30 protein-coding genes are annotated in these 19,828 nt (G+C 55.7%); 14 read left to right on the top strand and 16 right to left on the bottom strand.

From position 1 onward, the window contains the following. Positions 1–54 precede the first annotated feature (54 nt). The 6 genes from prf1 (at position 55) to MVB78_RS02315 (ending at position 4,344) form a co-directional block, all read left to right on the top strand. The gene (gene prf1 / locus MVB78_RS02340; RefSeq protein WP_297487429.1) at positions 55–1,302 is read left to right on the top strand and encodes a peptide chain release factor aRF-1; all 1,248 of its coding nucleotides are present in this window, start codon (positions 55–57) and stop codon (positions 1,300–1,302) included. Between the two features lie 68 nt (positions 1,303–1,370). Then, the gene (locus MVB78_RS02335; RefSeq protein ID WP_297487427.1) at positions 1,371–2,483 is read left to right on the top strand and encodes an NAD(P)/FAD-dependent oxidoreductase; all 1,113 of its coding nucleotides are present in this window, start codon (positions 1,371–1,373) and stop codon (positions 2,481–2,483) included. A gap of 9 nt (positions 2,484–2,492) precedes the next feature. Next, positions 2,493–2,837, top strand: a complete 345-nt coding sequence (locus tag MVB78_RS02330) for an ASCH domain-containing protein (RefSeq protein ID WP_297487425.1) — start codon at positions 2,493–2,495, stop codon at positions 2,835–2,837. Between the two features lies 1 nt (position 2,838). After that, positions 2,839–3,318 carry a ferritin family protein gene (locus tag MVB78_RS02325; protein ID WP_297487424.1) on the top strand — a complete coding sequence of 160 codons (480 nt, stop codon included), beginning with the start codon at positions 2,839–2,841 and terminating at the stop codon, positions 3,316–3,318. Between the two features lies 1 nt (position 3,319). Next, positions 3,320–3,802 carry a ferritin family protein gene (locus MVB78_RS02320; protein ID WP_297487422.1) on the top strand — a complete coding sequence of 161 codons (483 nt, stop codon included), beginning with the start codon at positions 3,320–3,322 and terminating at the stop codon, positions 3,800–3,802. Between the two features lie 2 nt (positions 3,803–3,804). Next, positions 3,805–4,344 carry a ferritin family protein gene (locus MVB78_RS02315; RefSeq protein ID WP_297487420.1) on the top strand — a complete coding sequence of 180 codons (540 nt, stop codon included), beginning with the start codon at positions 3,805–3,807 and terminating at the stop codon, positions 4,342–4,344. A 69-nt stretch (positions 4,345–4,413) separates the two neighbouring features. On the opposite strand, the gene MVB78_RS02310 is transcribed toward MVB78_RS02315, so the two are convergent. Next, positions 4,414–4,836 (bottom strand): ArsR family transcriptional regulator, encoded by a 423-nt coding sequence (locus MVB78_RS02310; protein WP_297487418.1) that lies wholly within the window; start codon positions 4,834–4,836, stop codon positions 4,414–4,416. A gap of 140 nt (positions 4,837–4,976) precedes the next feature. On the opposite strand from MVB78_RS02310, the gene MVB78_RS02305 reads away from it, so the two are divergent. Together MVB78_RS02305 and MVB78_RS02300 are read left to right on the top strand one after the other, a co-directional pair. Further along, positions 4,977–5,177, top strand: coding sequence for a hypothetical protein (locus MVB78_RS02305; protein WP_297487417.1), 201 nt, complete (start codon positions 4,977–4,979; stop codon positions 5,175–5,177). Continuing rightward, complete coding sequence (locus tag MVB78_RS02300) at positions 5,174–5,359, top strand: hypothetical protein (protein WP_297487415.1); 186 nt, start codon at positions 5,174–5,176, stop codon at positions 5,357–5,359. The genes MVB78_RS02305 and MVB78_RS02300 overlap by 4 nt, the downstream gene beginning before the upstream one ends. A gap of 5 nt (positions 5,360–5,364) precedes the next feature. On the opposite strand, the gene MVB78_RS02295 is transcribed toward MVB78_RS02300, so the two are convergent. From MVB78_RS02295 to MVB78_RS02230, 14 genes are all read right to left on the bottom strand, one after another. Beyond that, on the bottom strand, positions 5,365–5,805 hold the full coding sequence (locus MVB78_RS02295; protein WP_297487413.1) for a 4Fe-4S binding protein: 441 nt from the start codon (positions 5,803–5,805) through the stop codon (positions 5,365–5,367). Then, positions 5,802–6,794, bottom strand: a complete 993-nt coding sequence (locus tag MVB78_RS02290; protein WP_297487497.1) for a respiratory chain complex I subunit 1 family protein — start codon at positions 6,792–6,794, stop codon at positions 5,802–5,804. The genes MVB78_RS02295 and MVB78_RS02290 overlap by 4 nt, the downstream gene beginning before the upstream one ends. Before the next feature lie 5 nt (positions 6,795–6,799). Further along, positions 6,800–8,080 (bottom strand): nickel-dependent hydrogenase large subunit, encoded by a 1,281-nt coding sequence (locus tag MVB78_RS02285; RefSeq protein WP_297487411.1) that lies wholly within the window; start codon positions 8,078–8,080, stop codon positions 6,800–6,802. A 166-nt stretch (positions 8,081–8,246) separates the two neighbouring features. After that, positions 8,247–8,813, bottom strand: a complete 567-nt coding sequence (locus MVB78_RS02280; RefSeq protein ID WP_297487409.1) for an NADH-quinone oxidoreductase subunit C — start codon at positions 8,811–8,813, stop codon at positions 8,247–8,249. A gap of 217 nt (positions 8,814–9,030) precedes the next feature. Beyond that, complete coding sequence (locus MVB78_RS02275; protein WP_297487407.1) at positions 9,031–9,540, bottom strand: NADH-quinone oxidoreductase subunit B family protein; 510 nt, start codon at positions 9,538–9,540, stop codon at positions 9,031–9,033. A gap of 6 nt (positions 9,541–9,546) precedes the next feature. Next, complete coding sequence (locus tag MVB78_RS02270) at positions 9,547–9,894, bottom strand: hydrogenase (protein WP_297487495.1); 348 nt, start codon at positions 9,892–9,894, stop codon at positions 9,547–9,549. Position 9,895: 1 nt separating this feature from the next. Next, positions 9,896–11,434 carry a proton-conducting transporter membrane subunit gene (locus MVB78_RS02265; protein WP_297487404.1) on the bottom strand — a complete coding sequence of 513 codons (1,539 nt, stop codon included), beginning with the start codon at positions 11,432–11,434 and terminating at the stop codon, positions 9,896–9,898. Continuing rightward, complete coding sequence (locus MVB78_RS02260) at positions 11,431–11,790, bottom strand: NADH-quinone oxidoreductase subunit K (protein WP_297487402.1); 360 nt, start codon at positions 11,788–11,790, stop codon at positions 11,431–11,433. The genes MVB78_RS02265 and MVB78_RS02260 overlap by 4 nt, the downstream gene beginning before the upstream one ends. Then, complete coding sequence (locus MVB78_RS02255; protein ID WP_297487494.1) at positions 11,787–12,221, bottom strand: Na(+)/H(+) antiporter subunit B; 435 nt, start codon at positions 12,219–12,221, stop codon at positions 11,787–11,789. The genes MVB78_RS02260 and MVB78_RS02255 overlap by 4 nt, the downstream gene beginning before the upstream one ends. Positions 12,222–12,238: 17 nt before the next feature. Next, complete coding sequence (mbhE, locus tag MVB78_RS02250) at positions 12,239–12,535, bottom strand: hydrogen gas-evolving membrane-bound hydrogenase subunit E (RefSeq protein ID WP_297487400.1); 297 nt, start codon at positions 12,533–12,535, stop codon at positions 12,239–12,241. Further along, positions 12,532–12,795, bottom strand: a complete 264-nt coding sequence (locus tag MVB78_RS02245) for a DUF4040 domain-containing protein (protein ID WP_297487398.1) — start codon at positions 12,793–12,795, stop codon at positions 12,532–12,534. Before MVB78_RS02245 ends, mbhE begins: the two co-directional genes overlap by 4 nt. Then, the gene (gene mnhG, locus MVB78_RS02240; protein WP_297487396.1) at positions 12,792–13,163 is read right to left on the bottom strand and encodes a monovalent cation/H(+) antiporter subunit G; all 372 of its coding nucleotides are present in this window, start codon (positions 13,161–13,163) and stop codon (positions 12,792–12,794) included. Before mnhG ends, MVB78_RS02245 begins: the two co-directional genes overlap by 4 nt. Then, complete coding sequence (locus MVB78_RS02235) at positions 13,160–13,423, bottom strand: cation:proton antiporter (protein ID WP_297487395.1); 264 nt, start codon at positions 13,421–13,423, stop codon at positions 13,160–13,162. Before MVB78_RS02235 ends, mnhG begins: the two co-directional genes overlap by 4 nt. After that, entirely contained in the window at positions 13,420–13,923 is a 504-nt protein-coding gene (locus tag MVB78_RS02230; RefSeq protein ID WP_297487393.1) for a monovalent cation/H+ antiporter subunit E, read from the bottom strand. Before MVB78_RS02230 ends, MVB78_RS02235 begins: the two co-directional genes overlap by 4 nt. A 299-nt stretch (positions 13,924–14,222) precedes the next feature. On the opposite strand from MVB78_RS02230, the gene hydB reads away from it, so the two are divergent. From hydB to MVB78_RS02200, 6 genes are read left to right on the top strand one after another with little or no spacing between them, the layout of a single operon-like run. Next, positions 14,223–15,326, top strand: a complete 1,104-nt coding sequence (gene hydB, locus MVB78_RS02225) for an NADPH-dependent hydrogenase/sulfhydrogenase 1 subunit beta (protein ID WP_297487391.1) — start codon at positions 14,223–14,225, stop codon at positions 15,324–15,326. A gap of 2 nt (positions 15,327–15,328) precedes the next feature. After that, complete coding sequence (gene hydG / locus MVB78_RS02220; RefSeq protein ID WP_297487492.1) at positions 15,329–16,207, top strand: NADPH-dependent hydrogenase/sulfhydrogenase 1 subunit gamma; 879 nt, start codon at positions 15,329–15,331, stop codon at positions 16,205–16,207. A gap of 10 nt (positions 16,208–16,217) precedes the next feature. Beyond that, positions 16,218–17,006, top strand: coding sequence for an NADPH-dependent hydrogenase/sulfhydrogenase 1 subunit delta (gene hydD, locus MVB78_RS02215; protein WP_297487390.1), 789 nt, complete (start codon positions 16,218–16,220; stop codon positions 17,004–17,006). Continuing rightward, on the top strand, positions 17,003–18,289 hold the full coding sequence (gene hydA / locus MVB78_RS02210; RefSeq protein ID WP_297487388.1) for an NADPH-dependent hydrogenase/sulfhydrogenase 1 subunit alpha: 1,287 nt from the start codon (positions 17,003–17,005) through the stop codon (positions 18,287–18,289). Before hydD ends, hydA begins: the two co-directional genes overlap by 4 nt. A gap of 49 nt (positions 18,290–18,338) precedes the next feature. Continuing rightward, positions 18,339–18,554, top strand: coding sequence for a hypothetical protein (locus MVB78_RS02205; RefSeq protein WP_297487386.1), 216 nt, complete (start codon positions 18,339–18,341; stop codon positions 18,552–18,554). Further along, positions 18,517–18,954: a type II toxin-antitoxin system VapC family toxin gene (locus MVB78_RS02200; protein ID WP_297487384.1), complete on the top strand. Its 438-nt coding sequence runs from the start codon at positions 18,517–18,519 to the stop codon at positions 18,952–18,954. The genes MVB78_RS02205 and MVB78_RS02200 overlap by 38 nt, the downstream gene beginning before the upstream one ends. A 77-nt stretch (positions 18,955–19,031) precedes the next feature. Here MVB78_RS02200 and MVB78_RS02195 read toward each other — a convergent pair whose 3' ends face one another. Beyond that, on the bottom strand, positions 19,032–19,790 hold the full coding sequence (locus tag MVB78_RS02195) for a hypothetical protein (RefSeq protein ID WP_297487382.1): 759 nt from the start codon (positions 19,788–19,790) through the stop codon (positions 19,032–19,034). Positions 19,791–19,828 lie beyond the last annotated feature (38 nt).

The raw sequence follows: 19,828 nt of genomic DNA, 5'->3' as shown, positions 1-19,828 counted from the left end.
CTTTATAAATTTCCCCCTCGTGCTTTTCCCAGGCGAGGTAACGGGGTGATTCTCATGTCTCACAAGTCGGCTGAAATGTACGAACTCAAGAAGAGGGTTGAGGAGCTGAAGAAGTATCGAGGCCGGGCAACGGAGCTCGTCAGCATCTACATACCAGACGGGTATGACATAAACAAGGTCATGCAGCAGCTCCGCGAGGAGTACGGGACGGCTCAGAACATAAAGAGCAAATCAACGCGAAAGAACGTCTTAGGGGCGCTTGAGAGGGCCATGCAGCACCTCAAGCTCTACAGGCAGACCCCAAAGAACGGCCTCGCCCTCTTCGTCGGCAACGTGAGCGAGCAGGAGGGCGTCAGCGATATAAAGCTATGGGCCATCGTCCCCCCCGAACCGCTGAGGATCCGCCTCTACCGATGCGACCAGACCTTTGTCACGGAGCCTCTTGAGGAGATGCTTCGAGTAAAGGACGCCTACGGCCTCATAACCGTGGAGAAGAACGAGGCCACGATAGGCCTCCTAAGGGGAAAGAGGATAGAGCTCATAGACGACCTCACTTCGAACGTCCCCGGAAAGACCCGAGCTGGTGGTCAGTCGGCGAGGCGTTACGAGCGCATCCGCGAGCAGGAGACGCACGAGTTCATGAAGCGCATAGCGGAACACGCCAACAGGGCGTTCCTCCCCCTACTTGAGAAGGGAGAGCTCAGGGGAATCATCGTGGGTGGCCCGGGGCCGACGAAGGAGGACTTCATAGAGGGCGACTACCTCCACCACGAGCTGAGGAAGAGGATAATAGGCGTCGTCGACATAAGCTACAGCGGGGAGTACGGTCTGAGGGAGCTCGTAGAGAAGGCCAGCGACATACTGAAGGATCAGGAGGCCGTCAGGGAGAAGAAGCTCATACAGGAGTTCTTCAGGCACCTCGTCAAGGACACAGGGATGATAACCTACGGGGAAAGGGAGGTCAGAAGGGCCCTCGAACTCGGCGCCGTTGACACGCTCCTCATAAGCGAGGGGTACGACCGCGTTAGAGTGCGCGCGAAGTGCAACAACTGCGGCTGGGAAGAGGTGAAAACGATGGGCGAGGCCGAGTTCCAGGCCTACAAAAAGAGGCTCACCCACTGCCCGAGGTGCGGCAGCCAGAACATCAGCTTTGAGAAGTGGGACGTGGCGGAGGAGCTAATAAAAATGGCCGAAGAAGCCGGCTCGAACGTTGAGGTCATATCCCTCGACACGGAGGAGGGCCAGCAGTTCTACAAGGCCTTCGGCGGACTCGCCGCGATACTGAGGTACAAGATAAGTTAGCCCGCCGGATTTTAAACCAGAAAGGTTAGGTTTTTAGGGTTCAAAGGCAAATCCAGTCGGGGGAGGAGATGAGGTACGACGTTCTCATAATCGGCGGGGGATTCGCTGGCAACTACCTCGCAAGGCTCCTGGCCGGAAAGCTCGAAGTGGCCGTCGTTGAAAGGAAGGGCTCCTTCGGGGGCAAGGCCTGCACCGGAATAATCGGGGCCGAGAGCTTCGAGGCCCTCAACCTACCCGAGGAGGCGGTAATCAACGGGCTCAGAGGAGCGGTCTTTCATTCCGCGGTTCAGAGCTTCGAGGTTTCCAGGAAAAAAACCCAGGCATACGTGGTGGACAGGGAAAACCTTGAGAAGGAGCTCGCAAAGGAGGCAATCAGAAAGGGGGCCGACTACTTCATGGCCACGAACTTCTTAGGGTTCAGGGGGAGGAGGGCCCGCCTCTCGCACCTCAAGGAGGAGTTCGAGGTCGAGGCAAAGTTCTACGTTGGAGCGGACGGGGTTGCGAGCACTGTTGCGAGGGAGATCGGCAGTAAGAGCAGGGCGGAGTTCCTAAGGGGATACGAGCTGGAGGTTTTCGGGGAGTTCAGAAGGGAGTTCGCGGAGGTGTGGGTGAACAAGTCCCTGAACAAGGAGTTCTTCCTGTGGGTTGCCCCCTTGGGGGACGAAGTCGCCCGGGTGGGGACCTTCGGGGAGCTGAGCTCCCTTGAACGCTTTCTCAGGCTCAGGAACCTAAAGCCAACGTCGGCGATTGAGTTCAAGGTCGGGGTCGTGGGGCTCGGCTGGAGGGAGCCCTGGGTGAGGGGGAACACCGCCCTCCTCGGGGACGCTGCACTGCAGATAAAGCCAACGACAGCAGGCGGGATAGTATTTGGGGCCATATGCGCCCACCACCTGGCCAGGGCCATTCTCTCGGGGGAGATAAGCTCCTACGAGCGCTCCTGCAGAGCTGTGAGAAGGCAGATATCCTTTGGGCTGACGCTCAGGAGGGTCTTCCTCAACCTGACCCAGGAGGGCATTGAGAGGATCTTCAGGGTTCTCTCGAGCGAGGAAGCCAGGAGGGTCATAGAGGAGGAGGCTGACTTCGACGACCACCTGAGAACCTTCAAGGCGATAGCCAAGAGACCGCGCCTCCTCGCCGGTCTGCTGAGGGTCAGCCCGAGCTTGATAAGGGCACTGCTGTGAGGTGAGCCCATGACCACTTGGAGGATGGGACTTCAGCCCCAGTACCTGAAGGCCATAGCCGAGGGGAGAAAGAAGGTCGAGGGGCGCCTATACGACGAGAAGAGGCAGGGGATAAAGCCCGGTGACATGGTAATCTTCGAAAACCAGCTCATAGCGGTTGTAAAGGACGTCCGCGTTTACTCATCGTTCAGGGAGATGCTTGAAAAGGAAGGCATCGAGAACGTTCTTCCGGAGGTAAAGAGCATCGAGGATGGCGTAAAGGTCTACAGGCGCTTTTACAGCGAGGAAAAGGAGAAAAAGTACGGTGTGGTGGCCATAGAGATAGAGCCGGTCGGGTGGATAGGGGGTGAATGAGGTGCTCGACGTTGATGAGGTCATTGAGGGGCTCTCAAAGCTATCCTATGAGGAAGGCTTGGCATACTGGATAAAGAGCGAAAGGGGGGAGGCCGAGTTCTACCGCCAGCTTGCCGAGCGCGCCAGGAACCTCGGCCTTTCTAAAAGCCTGGTTGAGGCCTTTGAAAAGCTCTCAAGGGACTCGGAGAGACATGCAAAAGAACTGACGAGACTCTTCAGGGAGAGCTATTCTAAGGAACCGGAGAGCGATCTACCGCCGATAGAAGTTCTCCCGGTCATCGAAAAGTTCGAAAGAGCAGATCAGGTCGGGGAAGTCCTGAAGACGGCCATGGAGAGCGAGCTCATAGCAATGAACGCTTATAAGACCCTCGCCGAGAAGGTTGAGGATCCGAAACTAAAGGAGCTCTACTTCAGGCTGGCCACCGTTGAGAAAACTCACTACGAGGCCCTCAAAAGGGAATATGAAAGGTTGGGTGATTGAAATGGTCGTGGAGATTTTGAACGAGATAAGGAAGCTGGACGAGCGCGAACTCCTCAGCTACTGGATTAAGGGCGAATACGAGGAGGCCGAGACTTACTGGAAGCTGGCCGAACGAGCGAAGGAGCTCGGCCTTCCAGATAACGTCGTGGAGACCTTCAAAAGGCTCGGCGATGAGTCCAAGAGGCACGGCGACGAGCTTCTGAAGATTTACAGGGCTGAGTACGGGAAGGAGCTCGTTGAGGTTAACGTTCCGAACGTTGAAGCGCTGAACGTCCTCGGCAAGTTCTGGAAGGTGGAGGACATCAAAGACGTCCTCAGGATAGCGATGGAGAGCGAGAAGCTCGCCGAGACGATATATCGGAGGCTCGCCGAGGAATGCAGTAACGAGAGGCTCAGGGAGACCTACCTCCGGCTTGCGGAGATAGAAAGGGGGCACTACGAGTCTCTGGCCTCCCTCAAGGGGCAGCTCGGTCTGGAGGACTGAGGATGGAGAACCTTGAAGATACGCTGAAGAGGTTCAGGGAAATGCTCCTTTCACTCTCCGAGAGGGGTGTCTTGGCCTACTGGACTTTCGGGGAGTACGAGGAAGCCGAGGTTTACTGGGAGTTAGCGAAGAAGGCCGAGGAGCTCCGGCTCCCCCCAGGGCTTGTATCAACCTTCAGGAAGCTTGCCAAGGAGTCGGAGGAGCATGGAGACTGCCTTAAAAGGCTCTACGTCAAGACCTACGGCGAGGAGCCAAAGAGGGTTGACGTTCCCTACGTAGAGGTCGTCAACCTCGCGAGGGCCCTTGAAAATCCCGCGAACCTTGAGTTCGTCTTCAGGGTTGCGATGGAGACGGAACTCATCGCCAAAAAGCTCTATGAGCACTTGGCTTCAATAACCGAGAACAGGGAGTCGAGAGAGCTCTACGAGTTCTTGGCAAACGTTGAGTGGGCCCACTACCAGAGGCTCCGCGGCGAGGCTGAGCTCATGGGGGTTGATGTCAAGAAGATAGAGGGGGAGATAATGAAAAGGGGCTTCATATGACTGCTTTTTGCTCCTTTCGTTTCCGGCCCAGCTTCTTTGATGAGGGTCAACTTGGCAGACATTCAGCGTTTAGGATTTTGAGTACTCCTCCATCAGTTTGAGTATTGCACGGGCAAGTTCCTCGAACTCTTTGACGTCCTTGAGTATGTTCTTGTTTTTCTCCGGGTTCTTTTCCAGCAACTTCCTCAGGGGGACAACGTACTCCTTAAGGATTCTGTCTGGGAAAAGCAACAGCCTGTTCAGGGCACTTCTGGCGTAGTAGAGCTTTTTCTTCCCCACCTTCGTTGAATAGACCAGCCCGTCGTGTTCTAAAAGTCTCAGGGATGTGGAGACCGTTGACTTTCCGAGTCCGGTTTCTTCGGCGAGCTCTGTTATCGTTTTCGGTCTCTCTGAAAAGAGCAACTGGGCATAGATCCTGGCGGGAGCAGGTGGATAGCCAAAGCTTTCGAGGATCTTTTCCACATAGAACTTGGGACTTTCTTCGCCTTTCATAGTTCCAAATATTGTTCCAATCGTTTTAATCCTTTTGGCTGAACATATTGTTCAGTTTAAACTGAATAAACGAAAATTATCGAAAAATTTAAATATTTTGAACTCAGATTGGGGTATGAAAAACCGAGGGAGGTGATTCCATGGCGAAGCTTGTTGCCAACATGACGGTTGAGATGGCCGACGAGGTTCTTGGGAAGATGGCCGAGGCCTTCGGTGGTGGCGCGGGAAAGGGAGTCTCCGAGGTCGTCATGGAGATCAAGGACGTCGGAGGCAAGCTCGTCATAACCGCTAAGCCCGCTGAAGAGAAGGTTGTCGTCGCAGGGAGCGGGGGAGGGGAATGAAGTCCCTCTCCTTCACCATAACTCTTTTTATCGAGGATGAGCCCCTTGTCGCGGAACTTTTAAAGTACGGTGAGTGCATTGTAGTATTCACCCAGGTTGAAAACAGTGAAATTCTTGCCTTCTCAGAGAGAACCGGCGAAATCCTCGGTAGGGGCACGATAACAAGAAACGGGAAAGGTTAAGGGATTCAACGTCCCTTTTTGGCTGTGTTTTTTGTAGTTTTGCCCCTCTCCTTAGCCTTCTTAGCTTCCTCCGCCTTCTTTCTCAGCTCCTCGACTTTCTCGGGCTTTAGAGGTATGAAGCGGTCTGCTTTGTTGTCGTAGCTCGCTAAGAGGAAGTCCCTGCTCATCTGGAGCGCCCCGGTCGGGCAGACGTCAACGCACTGGCCACAGTAGACGCATCTCGCCGTCCAGAGGGCCACTTTCCTTATCTCAGGTAGATAGACGAAGACTCCAGCGGGACAGACGTTGACGCACATCCTGCAGCCGACGCACTTGTCCACGTTGTAGGTTATCATTCCCCTGAAGTCCTCCGGAATAGGAACCGGCTCCGTCTTCGGGAAGGGGTTGGTCGCTGGCTTCCTGAGGAGGTTCCTGAGGACCGTTGGAACAAGCGGAGGCGCCCTCACATTATCACCTCCATAGCTATGAGGAGCGAGCCGACGAGGGAAGCAAGGAAGACGTTCTTCCAGAGGAAGTCCACAGCTTGAGTTATCTTCAGCCTTCCGGTAACTGCTCTAAAGACGCTCTGGACGACGAAGAGCAGGGCGAAGACCTTCAGCGTGTGGAAGAGCAGGTCTGCAACGTTTGCCGAGAGACCGGTGAGGTTGAAGTAGCCCGAAATCCCCCACGGGAAGAATATCGCCACGACCAGCGAGGCCGAGATGAAGGCCTTCATGGCGTTCGTCAGCTTGAGCAACGCTAAATACCTCCCGCTGTACTCAACCAAAAGTCCCTCGGCTATCTCCTCCTCCGCATCGGGTATGTTGAAGAACCCGACCTCTATCTCGCTCGCCAGCCAGACGGTGAAGACGTAGAGGAGTATTACCGCCCCAACGAAGCTCATCGGAGTCCCTATCTCCCAGATGTTGTGGACGTAAAAGACCCCCATGCTGAAGGGCTTTGGAACGCCGAGCTTTCCTATGCGCCACATTATGGCGAAGATAGCGAGCATCATCGCAGGTTCTCTGGACACCATCACAGTAGCTTCCCTGGCCGCTCCTATCTTCGCGTATGGATTGCCGGAGCTTATGGCACCGACTATTTTGAAGAAGCTGATCAGGGTGAGCAGGTAGATGAAGACTATCACGTCGCCCTTGCTCGCCAAGATCGGCGCGAAGCCCATTGGCGTGTAGGCTAAGAGCGCTATGGCGGTGGCTAAAGCTAAAACCGGAGCAGCTTTAAACATGTAGTTCGCCGTGCTCGGGATTATCGTCTCCTTGCTCGCCAGCTTAAAGAAGTCGTAGAGTGGCTGAAGTATGGGTGGCCCGATGCGCCTCTGCATTCTTGCAACTAATTTCCTGTCTATCCCCTCCCAGACCAGCGAGGCGAGTGAGACGAAGGCGTAGAGGCCGAGCAGTCCAACAGTGGGGTAAACGATGTTCCCCATCACGTCCATCGCCATCACCTCGAACAGCTCGACCCCACTGGAGTCGGGTCTCCCTTGATATCGGGGTTTATCTCGCGCGTCTTCTTTATCGAGGCCTTTAGGAGGTCTTTCTCGGTCAGTATCTTCCTCTTACCGTCCTGTACCACCGCGACCCTGTCGGTACAGCTCAGGCACGGGTCTATTGATGCGACTGCAACGACAAAATCGGCCACCTGGTCGCCTATGACCCCCTTCGCCACAGCGAAGAGGTTCGGGAAGGTCGGTTCCCTCGGCTTCCAGCGGAGCGGTTTGTCGCTCCCCTTCTTACCGCGGACGTAGTGCACGAGCTCTCCTCTGGGAGCCTCGTACCGCCCGATTCCCTCCCCGTCAACCATAAGGCGGAGCTTCGCGTAGAGTACGTTGTCCTTCGGGAAGGCCTTTATCTTTCCATCTGGCATCCCGTCGAGTGCCCTCTCGATGAGTTCCAGGCTCTCCCACAGCTCTCCTATTCTCACCGCCATCCTGTCGAAGACGTCTCCCCTCGGCCTCTCGCCGGTGACGTCCTGAGGCATTACGGGCTTTATCCCGAGGTCCGGGTAAACGCCGAGCCTTTCGCTCCAGCGCGCGTCGTCCCTTATTCCGCTCCCCCTTCCCGTTGGACCGACTGCTCCCTGCTCCAAGGCAACCCTCTTGCTTATCACCGCTGTATCCCTGAAACGGGCCTCTATCGTCGGGTCGTGGAGGAATGCCTCCTCAATCTGCGGGAAGACCTCGCGGTAGTATTTGATCATGTCGAGGATTATCCGCCTCTTCTTCTCGTCTATGTCCCTTCTCACGCCCCCAATGGTCACCATCGAGTAGTTCACGCGGTTCCCGCTGACGGCCTCAAGCGTGTCCATGACCTTTTCTCTGGCCAGCCAAGTGAGGTGAAGTAAAGTGTCGTAGCCTATGTCGTGGGCCAAAACTCCGAGGTTGAGCAGGTGGGAGTGAATCCTCTCCAGCTCGCCGATGATGACGCGTATGTACTCGGCTCTCTCGGGAACCTCTATTCCCCCCGCTTCTTCAACGGCCCTCGTATAGGTGTGGTTGTGCGAAAAGGAGCAGATTCCGCACATTCTCTCCGCTAAGTACATTATCTGGATGTAGTTCCTCCTGAGGGCTATCCACTGGATTCCGCGCAGGTTGTAGCCGAGCTTTACATCAACGTCGACTATCCTCTCGCCGTCCAAGGTGAGTATGAACTTCTCAGGCTCCTCCAAACCGGGATGAATCGGCCCGAAGGGCATCTTCACCCAGTACTCGACCTTCTCGGTCATTGGTATCCGCCCCCCAGAGCCCTTTGCTCCGCAAAGCGCTCGCGGAAGATATTCAACTCACCAACCTGCTTTCTCGCAATTTGAGGTCTCTTTCCAGTGGAACCTTCATCGTTCGCTCCTCTTTCGATGCCTGACGACAGATGAGCGCGAACCTCATTCATGGGCATCATTTCTTTGCACCTCCCTTTAGATAGTAGGGGTGCCCCGCGTTCTTGACCATCTCGTCTGAAACTCCCTTCTCGTCGAGGCGGAGTGGGTAGATTCCCTCGGGGAAGTCGTCCGGCAGGAAGAGCCTCCTCTTGTCTGGCGCTCCATCAAAGTCCAGCCCGACCATCTCCATTCCTTCCCTCTCGAACTGGAGGGCTATTGGGAATATGTCGCTCACATCGGGAATCACCGGGTCGTCCTTCGGCGCGTGGACGTCAACTATGAGGGAAACGGCCGGAGCATCGCCGTAGTGGATCACGAGGTGGCTGAGGAAGCCAAGCTCGCCCCCCCAGTCCTGCTCGATGCCTATCGAGTAGTGTGCTTCTCTATCGAGCGCTTTTATGAACCCCATCAGCTCCCTGTACTTCTCCCTCGGAACTCTAACCCAGACCCTCTGTCTTCCCCACCTGTTGGTCTTCACCTGGACTTCAGCCTCTGGGAAGCGTTCTTCTATGGCTTTCGCGACCTTCTCGGCCTTGGTAGGCTCTTTAACCTCGTTTGCCTTGTTAGCGGGATTATCGTTCATTCCTTACTCACCTCCGGAACCTCACCCTTAGAGCCCTTGCTTGCGCAAGCGCCGTTCTCACTATCGTTCGAACGTCCTTGACGGATCGCGGAAAACGTTTTTCTAATCAAGTGGGCACTTGGGAGAGAGGGAGGCTTCTCAACTGGCCCTTTTCCAGTGTTCACCTCTCTGGAACGCCCTTCGGGCGATATGTGATTGTGAACCTCCAAAAATCCCCTCATTTCTCGGAACCTCCCTTTAACTTCTCGACCAGCTTCTCCAGCGCCAAAACGACCCCCTGGAGTATCGCCTCGGGCCTCGGCGGACAGCCCGGGACGTAAACGTCAACGGGAATAACCCTGTCGAGGGGCGCGTTGGTGAAGGGACTCTCGTAGAAGACTCCCCCGCCGGTCGGGCACGCCCCAACGGCTATGACCATCTTGGGCTCCGGGGTCTGCTCGTAGGCCAGCTTAACCCTCTCAAGGCTCTGGTTGGTTACGGGGCCAGTGACGAGGAGTATGTCCGCGTGCCTCGGACTGCCGACGAGTTTTACGCCGAAGCGCTCGGCGTCGTAGCGCGGTGTTAAGGCCGCTATTATCTCTATGTCGCAGCCGTTGCAGGAACCGCTGTTGATGTGGAAGACCCACGGCGACCTCCCTATGAACCTGCAGAGCTGGGCTATTCTCCTCTCAAGCCTTTCGAGCTCCGGTGAGTTGGAGCCTCCGTTAGCGGGAACGGTTATTGCCATCTCCTTTCACCCCCATATCAGCAACACCCCCATGACGAAGGCCGTCGTTATCACGAGGTAGCTCGCGTAGTCGGTTAGTAAACCGGTGTGCTCCCTCCTGAGAGCTGTGAAGAAGTTCTTGAGGGCGTAAGTTAAGCCCCACATGACGTTCCGTCCAGTGTAGTGGCCCTCAAGGTGCTCGAAGCCCGGGATGACCTTATCCGGGTCTTCACTGCTGATGAATATCTTTGTTCCGGGCCCGGTTTTTCTCGTCCCCATACCGCTCCTCTTCGCCCACTGGTCGAGGAGGTAAGCCAAGATCAGCCCGATGATGAAGACGAAGAGGAAGTAGAGCGCGTCCCAGTAGCCGAACACTTCAACCACCCCCCATTAGCGTGGCTACGTAAGCCAGCTGATTTTCGAGGGCCTTCGCCGCCGGAATCATGACCTTATCGCTTATCCCCCACGGGAAGAGGCCCATGACGATTATCGCTATTGTGAGGATCAGCATCGGCCAGAGCATACTCTTTTCTGGGTCTTTCGCCTCCATAACCCTTTCGCTCGGCCTTCCGAAGAAGGTGTAGAGAACCCTGACGTAAGCAGCGGTACAGAAGGCAGTGCCTATTATCGCTATCGCGCCCAGGACGGGATTGAAGAGGGCCGAGCTCTCGTAGATGAGCCACTTGCTCGCGAAGCCGTTCAGCGGTGGCATTCCAATTATCGCGGCCGCGCCGATTAGGAAGGCAAAGGTTGTTTTCGGCATCGTCTTCGCTAAACCACTCAGCTCGTTCAAATCCCTCGTTCCGAGCTGGTGAATCACCGCCCCTGCAATGAGGAAGAGCAGGCCCTTCATGAGCGCGTGGTTGAAGGTATGGTAGATCGCTCCAGCTAAGGCTATCTCTCCTGTCTGGCTTCCATAAGCTGCTAAGCCGATACCAATCCCGAGGAGGATGTACCCTATCTGCCCGACAGAGGAGTAAGCTAAGAGCCTCTTCATGTCGGTCTGGATTACCGCCATCGCGTTGCCGACGATTAGGGTGATGCAGGCGAAGAGTATTATGAGCCATCCGACCGTCTTCACGCTTACGCTCGCCCCGTAGATGCTGAAGGCTATCCTCGCTAAGGCGTAGATTCCTCCTATCTTGATGACCAGGCCGGAGAGCATGGCCGAAATCGAGCTTGGAGCGGCGGGATGTGCATCGGCAAGCCACATGTGAACCGGGGAAGCACCGCTCTTGAAGAGAAGTCCCGAGATGAAGAGCGCTAATGCGACCTTTCCAACGATCGTGGGGTTCTGGGAGAGCTTTAAGGCCAAGTAACCCATTGTTAAAGTCCCGTATTCGCCGTAGAGGAGCGCTATGCCGAGTAAAATCAGGGAGCTCGCTACCGAGCCGACGAACATGTACTTTATGCCCGCTTCAATGGCTTCCCACGTGTCGTTCCTGAAGGCAACCAAAGCGTAGCTGGCTATGCTCATTATCTCAAGGAAGACGTAGAAGTTGAAGAGGTCTCCGGTTATCGCTATGCCCAACATTCCGAGTTCGAGGATTATTATGAGCGTGTAGTACTTGTCCAGCCCGGTGTCGTGCCTCATGTAGCCGAGGGAGTAAATCACTGCCATGAAAGCGACAAAGGTAACCATCAGCACCATGAGCGCGCCGAAGAGGTCTACCTCCCAGACTATCCTTATCGGGAAGTTTGCTTGGCCGAATGGGCTCTTTGCACCGAGGGTGTAAAGGACCGTCCCCTTCTCGTAGACCCAGTAGAAGACCCACGAGCCTACCGCGAGCGTTGCACCGCTTATCAGGACGGCCCAGGCTTCCCTCGCCTTCCTTCCAGCCAAGTTCACCATCGGCATCGAGAACGCTCCGAAGAGCGGGATGATTATGAGGTATGGAAGTATCTCCGCGCTCATCCCCTCAACCTCCTTAAAGCCCTCACGTCAAGCGTCCCGTAGTGGCGGTAGGCGTTAACGGTCAAAGCCATCGCGAGAGCTAAAACGCAGACGCCGATGACTATGCTCGTCAGGACGAGGGCCTGGGGCAGAGGCCCGACCATCGGGCTCTTCAGCGTCTCGTAGCCGGTGTAGATTGGCGCCGTCGGGATTTCGTTGAGCTCTATACGGTAGCCGAGGCTTATGAGGAGCAGGTGGATGCCCGAGTCTATGATGTCTAAAGCTAAGATCAGCTTGAGCAGGTTGTTCTTTGCGAGGAAGGCGTAGATACCGAGGACTATGAGCAGGAAGGCCGTTATGAACTGGAACTGTATCATTCCCTCCACCTCCTGTAGAGCGCTAAGCCGGCCATCGCGCTTACCAGTCCGGTGAAGACCTTCAGCCCAACCGCTAGGTTCATTATCGGCAGGAAGCCGGCCGAGAGTAGCGTCCCAGGCTTTCCGCTGAAGAACGGCCCGTTGTGCCAGAGCGTGTTGTAGAAGAAGGCAACGCCGATTCCGAGCATCGCCGCGCCGAGGAAGGCTAAACCTCCTATCCCCTCAAGGGCTGAGTAGAGGTTCTTGTTGTAGCGCTTTTTCATTTCGTCGAGGCCGAACGCCAGCAGGAAGAGTATTCCGGCCCCAGCTATCGTCGCCCCACCCTGGAAGCCACCTCCCGGTGTCAGATGGCCGTGTGCAACTATGTAAGACCCGAAGATGCCTATGAGCGGTATCGTGGCCCTCGCGGCGGTTCTCACTATCACTCCCATGTCGTCCCCAACACAGTTCACCTCTCATCCCTCCCCCAGGGCCTGAGAAGTGCCACGGCTCCAGCGATGGCAGTGAAGAGAACGGTCGCCTCTCCAATCGTATCGTAGCCCCTATAATCAAACACTATGTCCGTTACTATGTTCGCACCGCCAACCTCCTGAAGCCCGTGGGTGATGTAGTAGTTGTCCGTGTACCTCAACGAAAGCCACTCATTCCCCCCCGGCCCGAACTTGAGGCCGTAGTTCGGGTTCGCCACGTAGAGGAGCACTCCAAGGATGAAGAGCAGTGAGAGGTAAGCAAGCGTTCTCTTCATGCTCTCCCCTCCCACCTCTCGGTCTTCGCTATTCCGTAAACCACAAGCGCAGTCACGACACCCGCTCCAACCGCCGCTTCGGCTATGGCAACGTCCGGTGCGTGGAGGGTGTAGAACTCAAGGCTGAGGAGCAGGCTCATTCCCGCGGACATCAAAGCCGCCGCAAGCAGGTCCCTGAAGCGAATCGTGAGATAGGCCGTGATGAGCACTCCCAGCAGGACGATGGCCTGGATTGCCATGTCTATCGTGAGGACGTTCATCTGCCTTCACCCCCGAGCTTCTCCTCGTAGGCGTCAACCACTGCCTTGACCGGCTTGTAGCCGCTCAGGTGGGCCGCTTTGGCTATCGCGTGCGCACCGGTCGGGTTCGTCAGGAGGAGGGCAAGCAGAGCCACGATGCTGTGGAGAGCCATCTGAAGGTACTTTGGATCGCCCGTGACGTGTAGCCTGTAAAGGGCGTGGGTGAAGACCGCTAAGACCGCAAATATAGTTCCGAAAGTAGTGCACTTGGTCGCGCCGTGAAGCCTCGTGTAAACGTCTGGAAAGCGGTGCAGGGCGATGCTCCCGAGGGTGTTGAAGGTCAGGCTTATCGCCAAGAATGCGTAGATGAGATAGCTTACCCAGTTCACGCCAATCCCCCCTGGAGGTAGCGCGCTATGGCGAGCGTCCCTATGTAGCTCAGCAGGGCGTAAACGATGGCTATGTCGATGTAGATCGTCCTGTCGTACGCTGCTCCAAGTAGAACCATTCCGGCAACCACGAGGGTGTTCAGCGTGTCAAGGCCTACAACCCTGTCCGGGACGCTCGGCCCCAGCATTATTCTGAGGATCGTGATGAGGCCCGCTATCATGACAACCAGTGCAGCGTAGAAGAAAACCGTCTCCATCATCTTCCCAGCCTCCTCGCCCACTTCTCAAAGGGCCCTGCAACGGGCTCCGAACTTTGGGGCCTTTCCATCCCCTCGGGTATCTTTATCCAGTGGACGTAGAGGGCCTTCTCCTCCGGACAGGCATCTACCGTCAGCGTTCCCGGGGTGAGCGTTATCGAGTTGCTCATTATCGTGTACTGGGCGTCGTTTTCGAGGTCAACGGGGACTCTCACTATTCCGGGCCTTATCTTCCCGGTTATGACGAGCCAGGCAACGTGGAGGTTCGCCTTGACCATCCCCCAGAAGAGGACCGGCGAGTAGACTATGAAGCCGAGCCACTTCACGGGGTTCAGGAACCTTCCCGCCTTTTCACCGATCACGTCCCTCGTAGCGTAGCCAACTATCAGGGAAAATATCACTCCCGCTATGAGCTCCTGCGTGCTCCAGAGCAGACCGTTCGTTCCAGCGGTTAAGACGAGCCACAGCAGGTAGCTTAGGATAAAGGCCGCGATGAAGGGCAAGCTACCACCTCCAGCCTTTTTATTCACTCCCAATGGTGAATTCTCCCTTCGACTTAAAACGCTTTTCCAAAGCTCAATTTGGCAAAAAAAGGTAGGAAACCGGCCGTTGTAAACCAAAGGTTTAAGAGGTTAGGTTATCCTAAGAAGTTTTGTCCGCGCTTTTCTCGGCTAAAATACCCTCTTTAACCTTTGGTTTACAATTTTCGGGTTTAAAAACGCTTTTTTAGTCTCCAGATGAGCCCCTACTGAGGGGGCGGAAATGGGTACGTGTATATTTATGTTCACCGGAGGTGGTTGGGTTGAGGTACGTTAAGCTTCCAAAGGAGAACACCTACACTTTCCTCGAAAGGCTCAAGGAGTGGGGGAAGCTCCACGCCCCGGTCAAGATTTCAGAGAAGTTCTACGACTTCAGGGAGATTGATGACGTCAGGAAGGTCGAGTTCCACTACACGAGGACGATAATGCCGCCGAAGAAGTTCTTCTTCAAGCCGAGGGAGAAGCTCTTCGAGTTCAACATCAGGAAAGCGGAATACAGGGAGACCATAGAAGACGTCGAGCCCTTCGTTATCTTCGGCGTCCACGCCTGCGACATCTTCGGCCTCAAGATACTCGACACGATATACCTCGACGAGCTTCCCGACAAGTACTACAAGGTAAGGCGCGAGAAGGGAATCATCATAGGAATAAGCTGCATGCCAGATGAATACTGCTTCTGCAACCTAAGGGAGACCGATTTTGCCGACGACGGCTTCGACCTCTTCCTCCACGAGCTTCCCGATGGATGGCTCGTCCGCGTTGGAACCCCCACCGGCCACAGGATAGTGGACAAGAACATCAAACTCTTCGAGGAGGTCACCACCGAGGACATCTGCGCCTTCAGGGAGTTCGAGAGGAAGAGGAGCGAGGCCTTCAAGTACCACGAGGACTGGAGCGACTTAAGGTATCTCCTTGAACTTGAGATGGAGCACCCGATGTGGGATGAGGAGAGCGAGAAGTGCCTCGCCTGCGGGATATGCAACACGACCTGCCCGACCTGTCGCTGTTACGAGGTGCAAGATATAGTCAACCTCGACGGGGAAACCGGCTACCGCGAGAGGCGCTGGGACTCCTGCCAGTTCAGGAGCCACGGTTTAGTGGCCGGAAACCACAACTTCAGGCCCACCAAAAAGGCCCGCTTCATGAACCGCTACCTCTGCAAGAACGCCTACAACGAGAAGCTGGGGATAAGCTACTGCGTCGGCTGCGGCCGCTGTACGGCCTTCTGTCCGGCCGGAATAAGCTTCGTGCGGAACCTGCGCGTCATCCTCGGCCTTGAGGAGAAGACCTGTCCTTCCGAGATCACCGAGGAGATACCGAAGAGGGGCTTCGCCTACGTTCAAAACCTGAGGGGGGATGGGCTGTGAGCATGGTTCTTCCGAGGGAGGTTATGATGCCCAACGATAACCCCTACGCCCTCCACAGGGCCAAGGTTTTGAAGGTCTATAAGCTCACCGAGAGGGAGAAGCTCTTCCTGTTCCGCTTTGAGGATCCGGAGTTAGCGGAGAAGTGGGCCTTCAGGCCGGGACAGTTCGTCCAGCTGACGATTCCCGGAGTTGGTGAGGTGCCGATAAGCATATGCTCCTCTCCGATGAGGAGGGGCTTCTTCGAGCTGTGCATCAGGAAGGCCGGAAGGGTGACAACGGTCGTTCACAGACTGAAACCGGGTGATACCGTCCTTGTAAGAGGCCCCTACGGCAACGGCTTCCCCGTTGACGAGTGGGAGGGCATGGACATACTTCTCATAGCTGCAGGCCTCGGAACGGCACCGCTCAGGAGCGTCTTCCTCTACGCGATGGACAACCGCTGGAAGTACGGAAAGGTAACCTTCATCAACACGGCCCGCTATGGAAAGGACCTGCTCTTTTACAGGGAGCTTGAGGCGATGAAGGACTTGGCTGAAGCTGAAAACGTCAAGATAATCCAGAGCGTAACCAGAGACCCGGACTGGCCCGGGAGGCACGGAAGGCCCCAGAACTTCATAGTCGAGGCCAACACCAATCCAAAGAAGACGGCCGTAGCTATCTGTGGCCCGCCGAGGATGTACAAGGCCGTCTTCGAGGCCCTCATCAACTACGGCTACCGGCCAGAGAACATCTACGTAACCCTTGAGAGGAAGATGAAGTGCGGAATCGGGAAGTGCGGCCACTGCGTCGCCGGGACGAGCACGAGCTGGAAGTACGTCTGCAAGGACGGGCCGGTTTTCGGCTACTTCGAGATAGTGTCAACGCCGGGCTTACTGGAGTGAGGTGGTGGGAATGGGAGAGAAGATCCGAATTGGGTTTTACGCTTTAACGTCATGCTACGGCTGTCAGCTCCAGTTTGCCATGATGGACGAGCTTCTTCAGCTAATCCCCAACGTCGAGGTGAAGTGCTGGTATATGCTGGAGAGGGATAGCAGTGAGGTCGAGCCTGTCGATATAGCCTTCATCGAGGGAAGCGTTTCAACTGAGGAAGAGGTCGAGCTGGTGAAGAAAATCCGGGAGAACGCTAAGACCGTTGTTGCCGTCGGCGCCTGCGCGACGCAGGGCGGGGTTCAGAGCTGGACCGATAAGCCCCTCGAAGAACTCTGGAAAACCGTTTACGGCGACGCCAAGGTCAAGTTCCAGCCAAAGAAGGCAGAGCCTGTCGAGAACTACATCAAGGTGGACTACAAAATCTACGGCTGTCCGCCTGAAAAGCGCGACTTCCTCTACACCCTCGGAACCCTCCTCATAGGTTCCTGGCCAGAGGACATAGACTACCCGGTCTGCCTTGAGTGCAGGCTGAACGGAAACCCCTGCGTGCTCCTTGAAAAGGGAGAGCCGTGCCTCGGCCCGATAACGAGGGCCGGCTGCGATGCAAGATGTCCAGCCTACGGCATAGCGTGCATCGGCTGCAGGGGCGCGGTAGGCTACGACGTAGCCTGGTTCGACTCGCTCGCGAGAGTTTTCAAGGAAAAAGGTCTCACGAAGGAGGAAATCCTTGAGAGGATGAGGATGTTCAACGCCCACAATCCAAAGCTTGAGGAGATGGTTAAAAGGATATTCGAGGGGGTGAAAGAATGAAGAACGTCTACCTCCCGATCACCGTTGACCACATAGCCCGCGTCGAGGGCAAGGGTGGTGTGGAGATAGTTGTCAGTGAAGAGGGCGTCAAGGAGGTAAAGCTTAACATCATCGAGGGGCCGAGGTTTTTCGAGGCGATAACCGTAGGCAAAAAGCTCGACGAGGCTTTAGCGATCTATCCGAGGATATGCTCCTTTTGCTCCGCCGCCCACAAGCTCACAGCGGTGGAAGCGGCGGAAAAAGCGGTCGGCTTCACTCCGGGGGAGGAGATTCAGGCCCTGAGGGAAGTCCTCTACATAGGGGACATGGTAGAGAGCCATGCTTTGCATCTCTACCTCTTAGTGCTTCCCGACTACCTCGGCTACTCCGGGCCGCTCCACATGGTTGAGGAGTACAAGAAGGAGATAGGCATAGCCTTGGAGCTTAAAAACCTCGGGAGCTGGATCATGGAGGTTCTCGGCTCAAGGGCAATCCATCAGGAGAACGCCGTCCTCGGCGGCTTCGGGAAGCTTCCGGACAAAGCTACGCTGGAGGAGATGAAGAGGAAGCTGAGGGAAGCCCTGCCGAAGGCAGAGTACACCTTCGAGCTCTTTACCAAGCTTGAGCAGTATGAAGAGGTCGAGGGGCCGATAACCCACTTGGCGGTTAAGCCGAGGGGCAACGCTTACGGAATCTACGGGGACTACATAAAGGCAAGCGACGGCAACGAGTTCCCGAGCGAGGAATACAGGGAGCACATAAGGGAGTTCGTGGTCGAGCACAGCTTCGCCAAGCACAGCCACTACCACGGAAGGCCCTTCATGGTCGGTGCCATATCGCGCCTCGTCAACAACTCAAACCTCCTCTACGGGAAAGCCAAGGAGCTTTATGAGGGTCACAGAGACCTGCTGAGGTCAACTAATCCCTTCGCCAACAACTTAGCTCAGGCCATCGAGCTGGTTTACTTCACCGAGAGGGCAATAGACCTCATAGACGAGGCCCTCGCGAGGTGGCCCTTCAAAGCTAGAGACGAAGTCGAGATAAGGGACGGCTTCGGCGTTTCCACCACGGAAGCACCGCGCGGGGTTCTGGTTTATGCTCTCAAAGTCGAGAACGGAAGGGTTTCCTACGCGGACATCATAACGCCGACCGCTTTCAACTTAGCGATGATGGAGGAGCACGTCAGGATGATGGCGGAAAAGCACTACAACGACGACCCCGAGAGGCTGAAGCTTTTAGCAGAGATGGTGGTAAGGGCTTACGACCCGTGCATCTCCTGTTCGGTGCACGTGGCGAGGCTCTGACCTCTCAACTTTTTTAAGGCCTTTTAGCTAATTAAGGCCGGGGAGGAAGATGGGAGAGGTTGTCATTCATGTTGTAGTTCCCGATGGCTACGAGGAGGCTTTCAAAAAAGAGGTTAAGGAGATGGCCAAATACCTCCGAGACAGGCGAAAGTTAAAGGAAAACATGGAAAAGCTCTTCGGAATACTCGAAACGGACAAAACATGGAAGGAAATAAAGAGGGAGATGTATGAAGGGCGTCTTTCTCGATACCTCGATTCTACTTGAGTATTTCAAGGGAAATCCCAAAGCCAAGGACATTCTCTTGAGATTGATGGACTCAGATGTGGTTCTCTTCATTAACCCGATAGTTTTCAGTGAGGTCGTTTACCTACTTCTCGGCTTCTATTCAGGTATATCTCCGAGAAGTCTGAAGGGAAAGCCTGAAAAACTGCCCCAGAAGATCGACCTGGTTTTTGAGACTCTTGAGGAATACGCCTTTGTGGAACTCGGTGAGAAGACCTCTCATATAGCAAAAGACCTAATCCGCAAATACGCCATGCTCCCGAACGATGCATTAATCCTGGCAACCTGCATGGAGCACGGCTTTTCCCTGGCGGCCCTCGATGAGGATTTCAAGGTTCCGGCGGAGGAGGAAGGGGTTCAACTCATTGGGATGAGAGCTTGAGAAAGTTCCCTTCCATCCTCCGGGGTTTGCGCGGTGGGGTCAGTTGCCGAGACAACATAGCGGTGGAAAAAGAAAGCTCAGCCGCCCAGTTTATCGTAGGGGAAGCCGACGGTTCCAACGAAGGCACTGCGGCCGTCCCGGGAAACGTAGAGCTCAAGGAGGTTAACGCTTACGCTGAGGACAGCATTCCCTGTGGTGGCGGTGTTCTCCGCGGGGACTATGTAAACGCCGGGCCGAAGGAGTTTAACGGAGGGAAGACGGTGGAAGGAGACCGTGCCGTTGATGGGCCTGGGGAGAACCCTGAAGGACTCCCCGAGGACGCTGAAGCTTGGCTGAGTGAAGGAAAGGAGGAGCACTTTGTAGGCGCTCTCGTTGAGCTTTACGACTTCAAGGTTTACAATCGGATCCACGGTTTTCCCCGGCAGGCCGCGGTAGGAGACCTCCACGTCCCCCGGCGTGCCGTTCTTCAGAGTCAGAGTCAGGGTCGCCTGCATGCGGTCACCGAACCTGTGAAAGGCCCACGGGGGGACAAGGTAGGTGCTGTTTCCAAGGTAAGGGGCGGAGAGGTTTTCAACGTCGCTCGAAACCTTGAGAAAGACGAGAACCTGTGGCCTGCCGTAGGCTACCTCCCTGTCCGGGTTGTGGAGAATAGCGTAGACCTCCGGCTTCAGGAGCACGGCGTCCCAGCCTTTAACGACCCCTGAGCTGGGATGGGATATAACGCTCAGGGAAAAGGACTGACTGGCGCCACCGCCGGTCCTAACCTTAAAGGTGCAGCCGCTCGCCATGATGATGAGGAGCAGCAGGACGAGAACGATGGGCAGGCTCCTCTTCATGCCATCACCCCCTCGAAAAAGTTTCAATTAACACTTAA

This window comes from Thermococcus sp., assembly GCF_026991495.1.
Classification (GTDB): domain Archaea; phylum Methanobacteriota_B; class Thermococci; order Thermococcales; family Thermococcaceae; genus Thermococcus.
The sequence above is the reverse complement of the archived record's forward strand: the minus strand, read 5'-3'. Positions and strand labels throughout refer to the sequence as shown.

Excerpts from the sequence above, each read along its gene's own strand:
- MVB78_RS02195 (WP_297487382.1), bottom strand. The coding sequence starts at position 19,790 with ATGAAGAGGAGCCTGCCCATCGTTCTCGTCCTGCTGCTCCTCATCATC.
- MVB78_RS02280 (WP_297487409.1), bottom strand. The coding sequence starts at position 8,813 with ATGAACGATAATCCCGCTAACAAGGCAAACGAGGTTAAAGAGCCTACC.
- MVB78_RS02265 (WP_297487404.1), bottom strand. The coding sequence starts at position 11,434 with ATGAGCGCGGAGATACTTCCATACCTCATAATCATCCCGCTCTTCGGA.
- MVB78_RS02300 (WP_297487415.1), top strand. The coding sequence starts at position 5,174 with ATGAAGTCCCTCTCCTTCACCATAACTCTTTTTATCGAGGATGAGCCC.
- MVB78_RS02305 (WP_297487417.1), top strand. The coding sequence starts at position 4,977 with ATGGCGAAGCTTGTTGCCAACATGACGGTTGAGATGGCCGACGAGGTT.
- mbhE (WP_297487400.1), bottom strand. The coding sequence starts at position 12,535 with ATGAAGAGAACGCTTGCTTACCTCTCACTGCTCTTCATCCTTGGAGTG.
- MVB78_RS02315 (WP_297487420.1), top strand. The coding sequence starts at position 3,805 with ATGGAGAACCTTGAAGATACGCTGAAGAGGTTCAGGGAAATGCTCCTT.
- MVB78_RS02260 (WP_297487402.1), bottom strand. The coding sequence starts at position 11,790 with ATGATACAGTTCCAGTTCATAACGGCCTTCCTGCTCATAGTCCTCGGT.
- hydD (WP_297487390.1), top strand. The coding sequence starts at position 16,218 with ATGGGAGAGAAGATCCGAATTGGGTTTTACGCTTTAACGTCATGCTAC.
- MVB78_RS02330 (WP_297487425.1), top strand. The coding sequence starts at position 2,493 with ATGACCACTTGGAGGATGGGACTTCAGCCCCAGTACCTGAAGGCCATA.
- MVB78_RS02200 (WP_297487384.1), top strand. The coding sequence starts at position 18,517 with ATGAAGGGCGTCTTTCTCGATACCTCGATTCTACTTGAGTATTTCAAG.
- MVB78_RS02290 (WP_297487497.1), bottom strand. The coding sequence starts at position 6,794 with ATGGACGTGATGGGGAACATCGTTTACCCCACTGTTGGACTGCTCGGC.
- MVB78_RS02335 (WP_297487427.1), top strand. The coding sequence starts at position 1,371 with ATGAGGTACGACGTTCTCATAATCGGCGGGGGATTCGCTGGCAACTAC.
- MVB78_RS02275 (WP_297487407.1), bottom strand. The coding sequence starts at position 9,540 with ATGGCAATAACCGTTCCCGCTAACGGAGGCTCCAACTCACCGGAGCTC.
- MVB78_RS02245 (WP_297487398.1), bottom strand. The coding sequence starts at position 12,795 with ATGAACGTCCTCACGATAGACATGGCAATCCAGGCCATCGTCCTGCTG.
- MVB78_RS02285 (WP_297487411.1), bottom strand. The coding sequence starts at position 8,080 with ATGACCGAGAAGGTCGAGTACTGGGTGAAGATGCCCTTCGGGCCGATT.
- MVB78_RS02205 (WP_297487386.1), top strand. The coding sequence starts at position 18,339 with ATGGGAGAGGTTGTCATTCATGTTGTAGTTCCCGATGGCTACGAGGAG.
- MVB78_RS02235 (WP_297487395.1), bottom strand. The coding sequence starts at position 13,423 with ATGATGGAGACGGTTTTCTTCTACGCTGCACTGGTTGTCATGATAGCG.
- MVB78_RS02320 (WP_297487422.1), top strand. The coding sequence starts at position 3,320 with ATGGTCGTGGAGATTTTGAACGAGATAAGGAAGCTGGACGAGCGCGAA.
- hydG (WP_297487492.1), top strand. The coding sequence starts at position 15,329 with ATGGTTCTTCCGAGGGAGGTTATGATGCCCAACGATAACCCCTACGCC.
- prf1 (WP_297487429.1), top strand. The coding sequence starts at position 55 with ATGTCTCACAAGTCGGCTGAAATGTACGAACTCAAGAAGAGGGTTGAG.
- MVB78_RS02310 (WP_297487418.1), bottom strand. The coding sequence starts at position 4,836 with ATGAAAGGCGAAGAAAGTCCCAAGTTCTATGTGGAAAAGATCCTCGAA.
- MVB78_RS02255 (WP_297487494.1), bottom strand. The coding sequence starts at position 12,221 with ATGGGAGTGATAGTGAGAACCGCCGCGAGGGCCACGATACCGCTCATA.
- hydA (WP_297487388.1), top strand. The coding sequence starts at position 17,003 with ATGAAGAACGTCTACCTCCCGATCACCGTTGACCACATAGCCCGCGTC.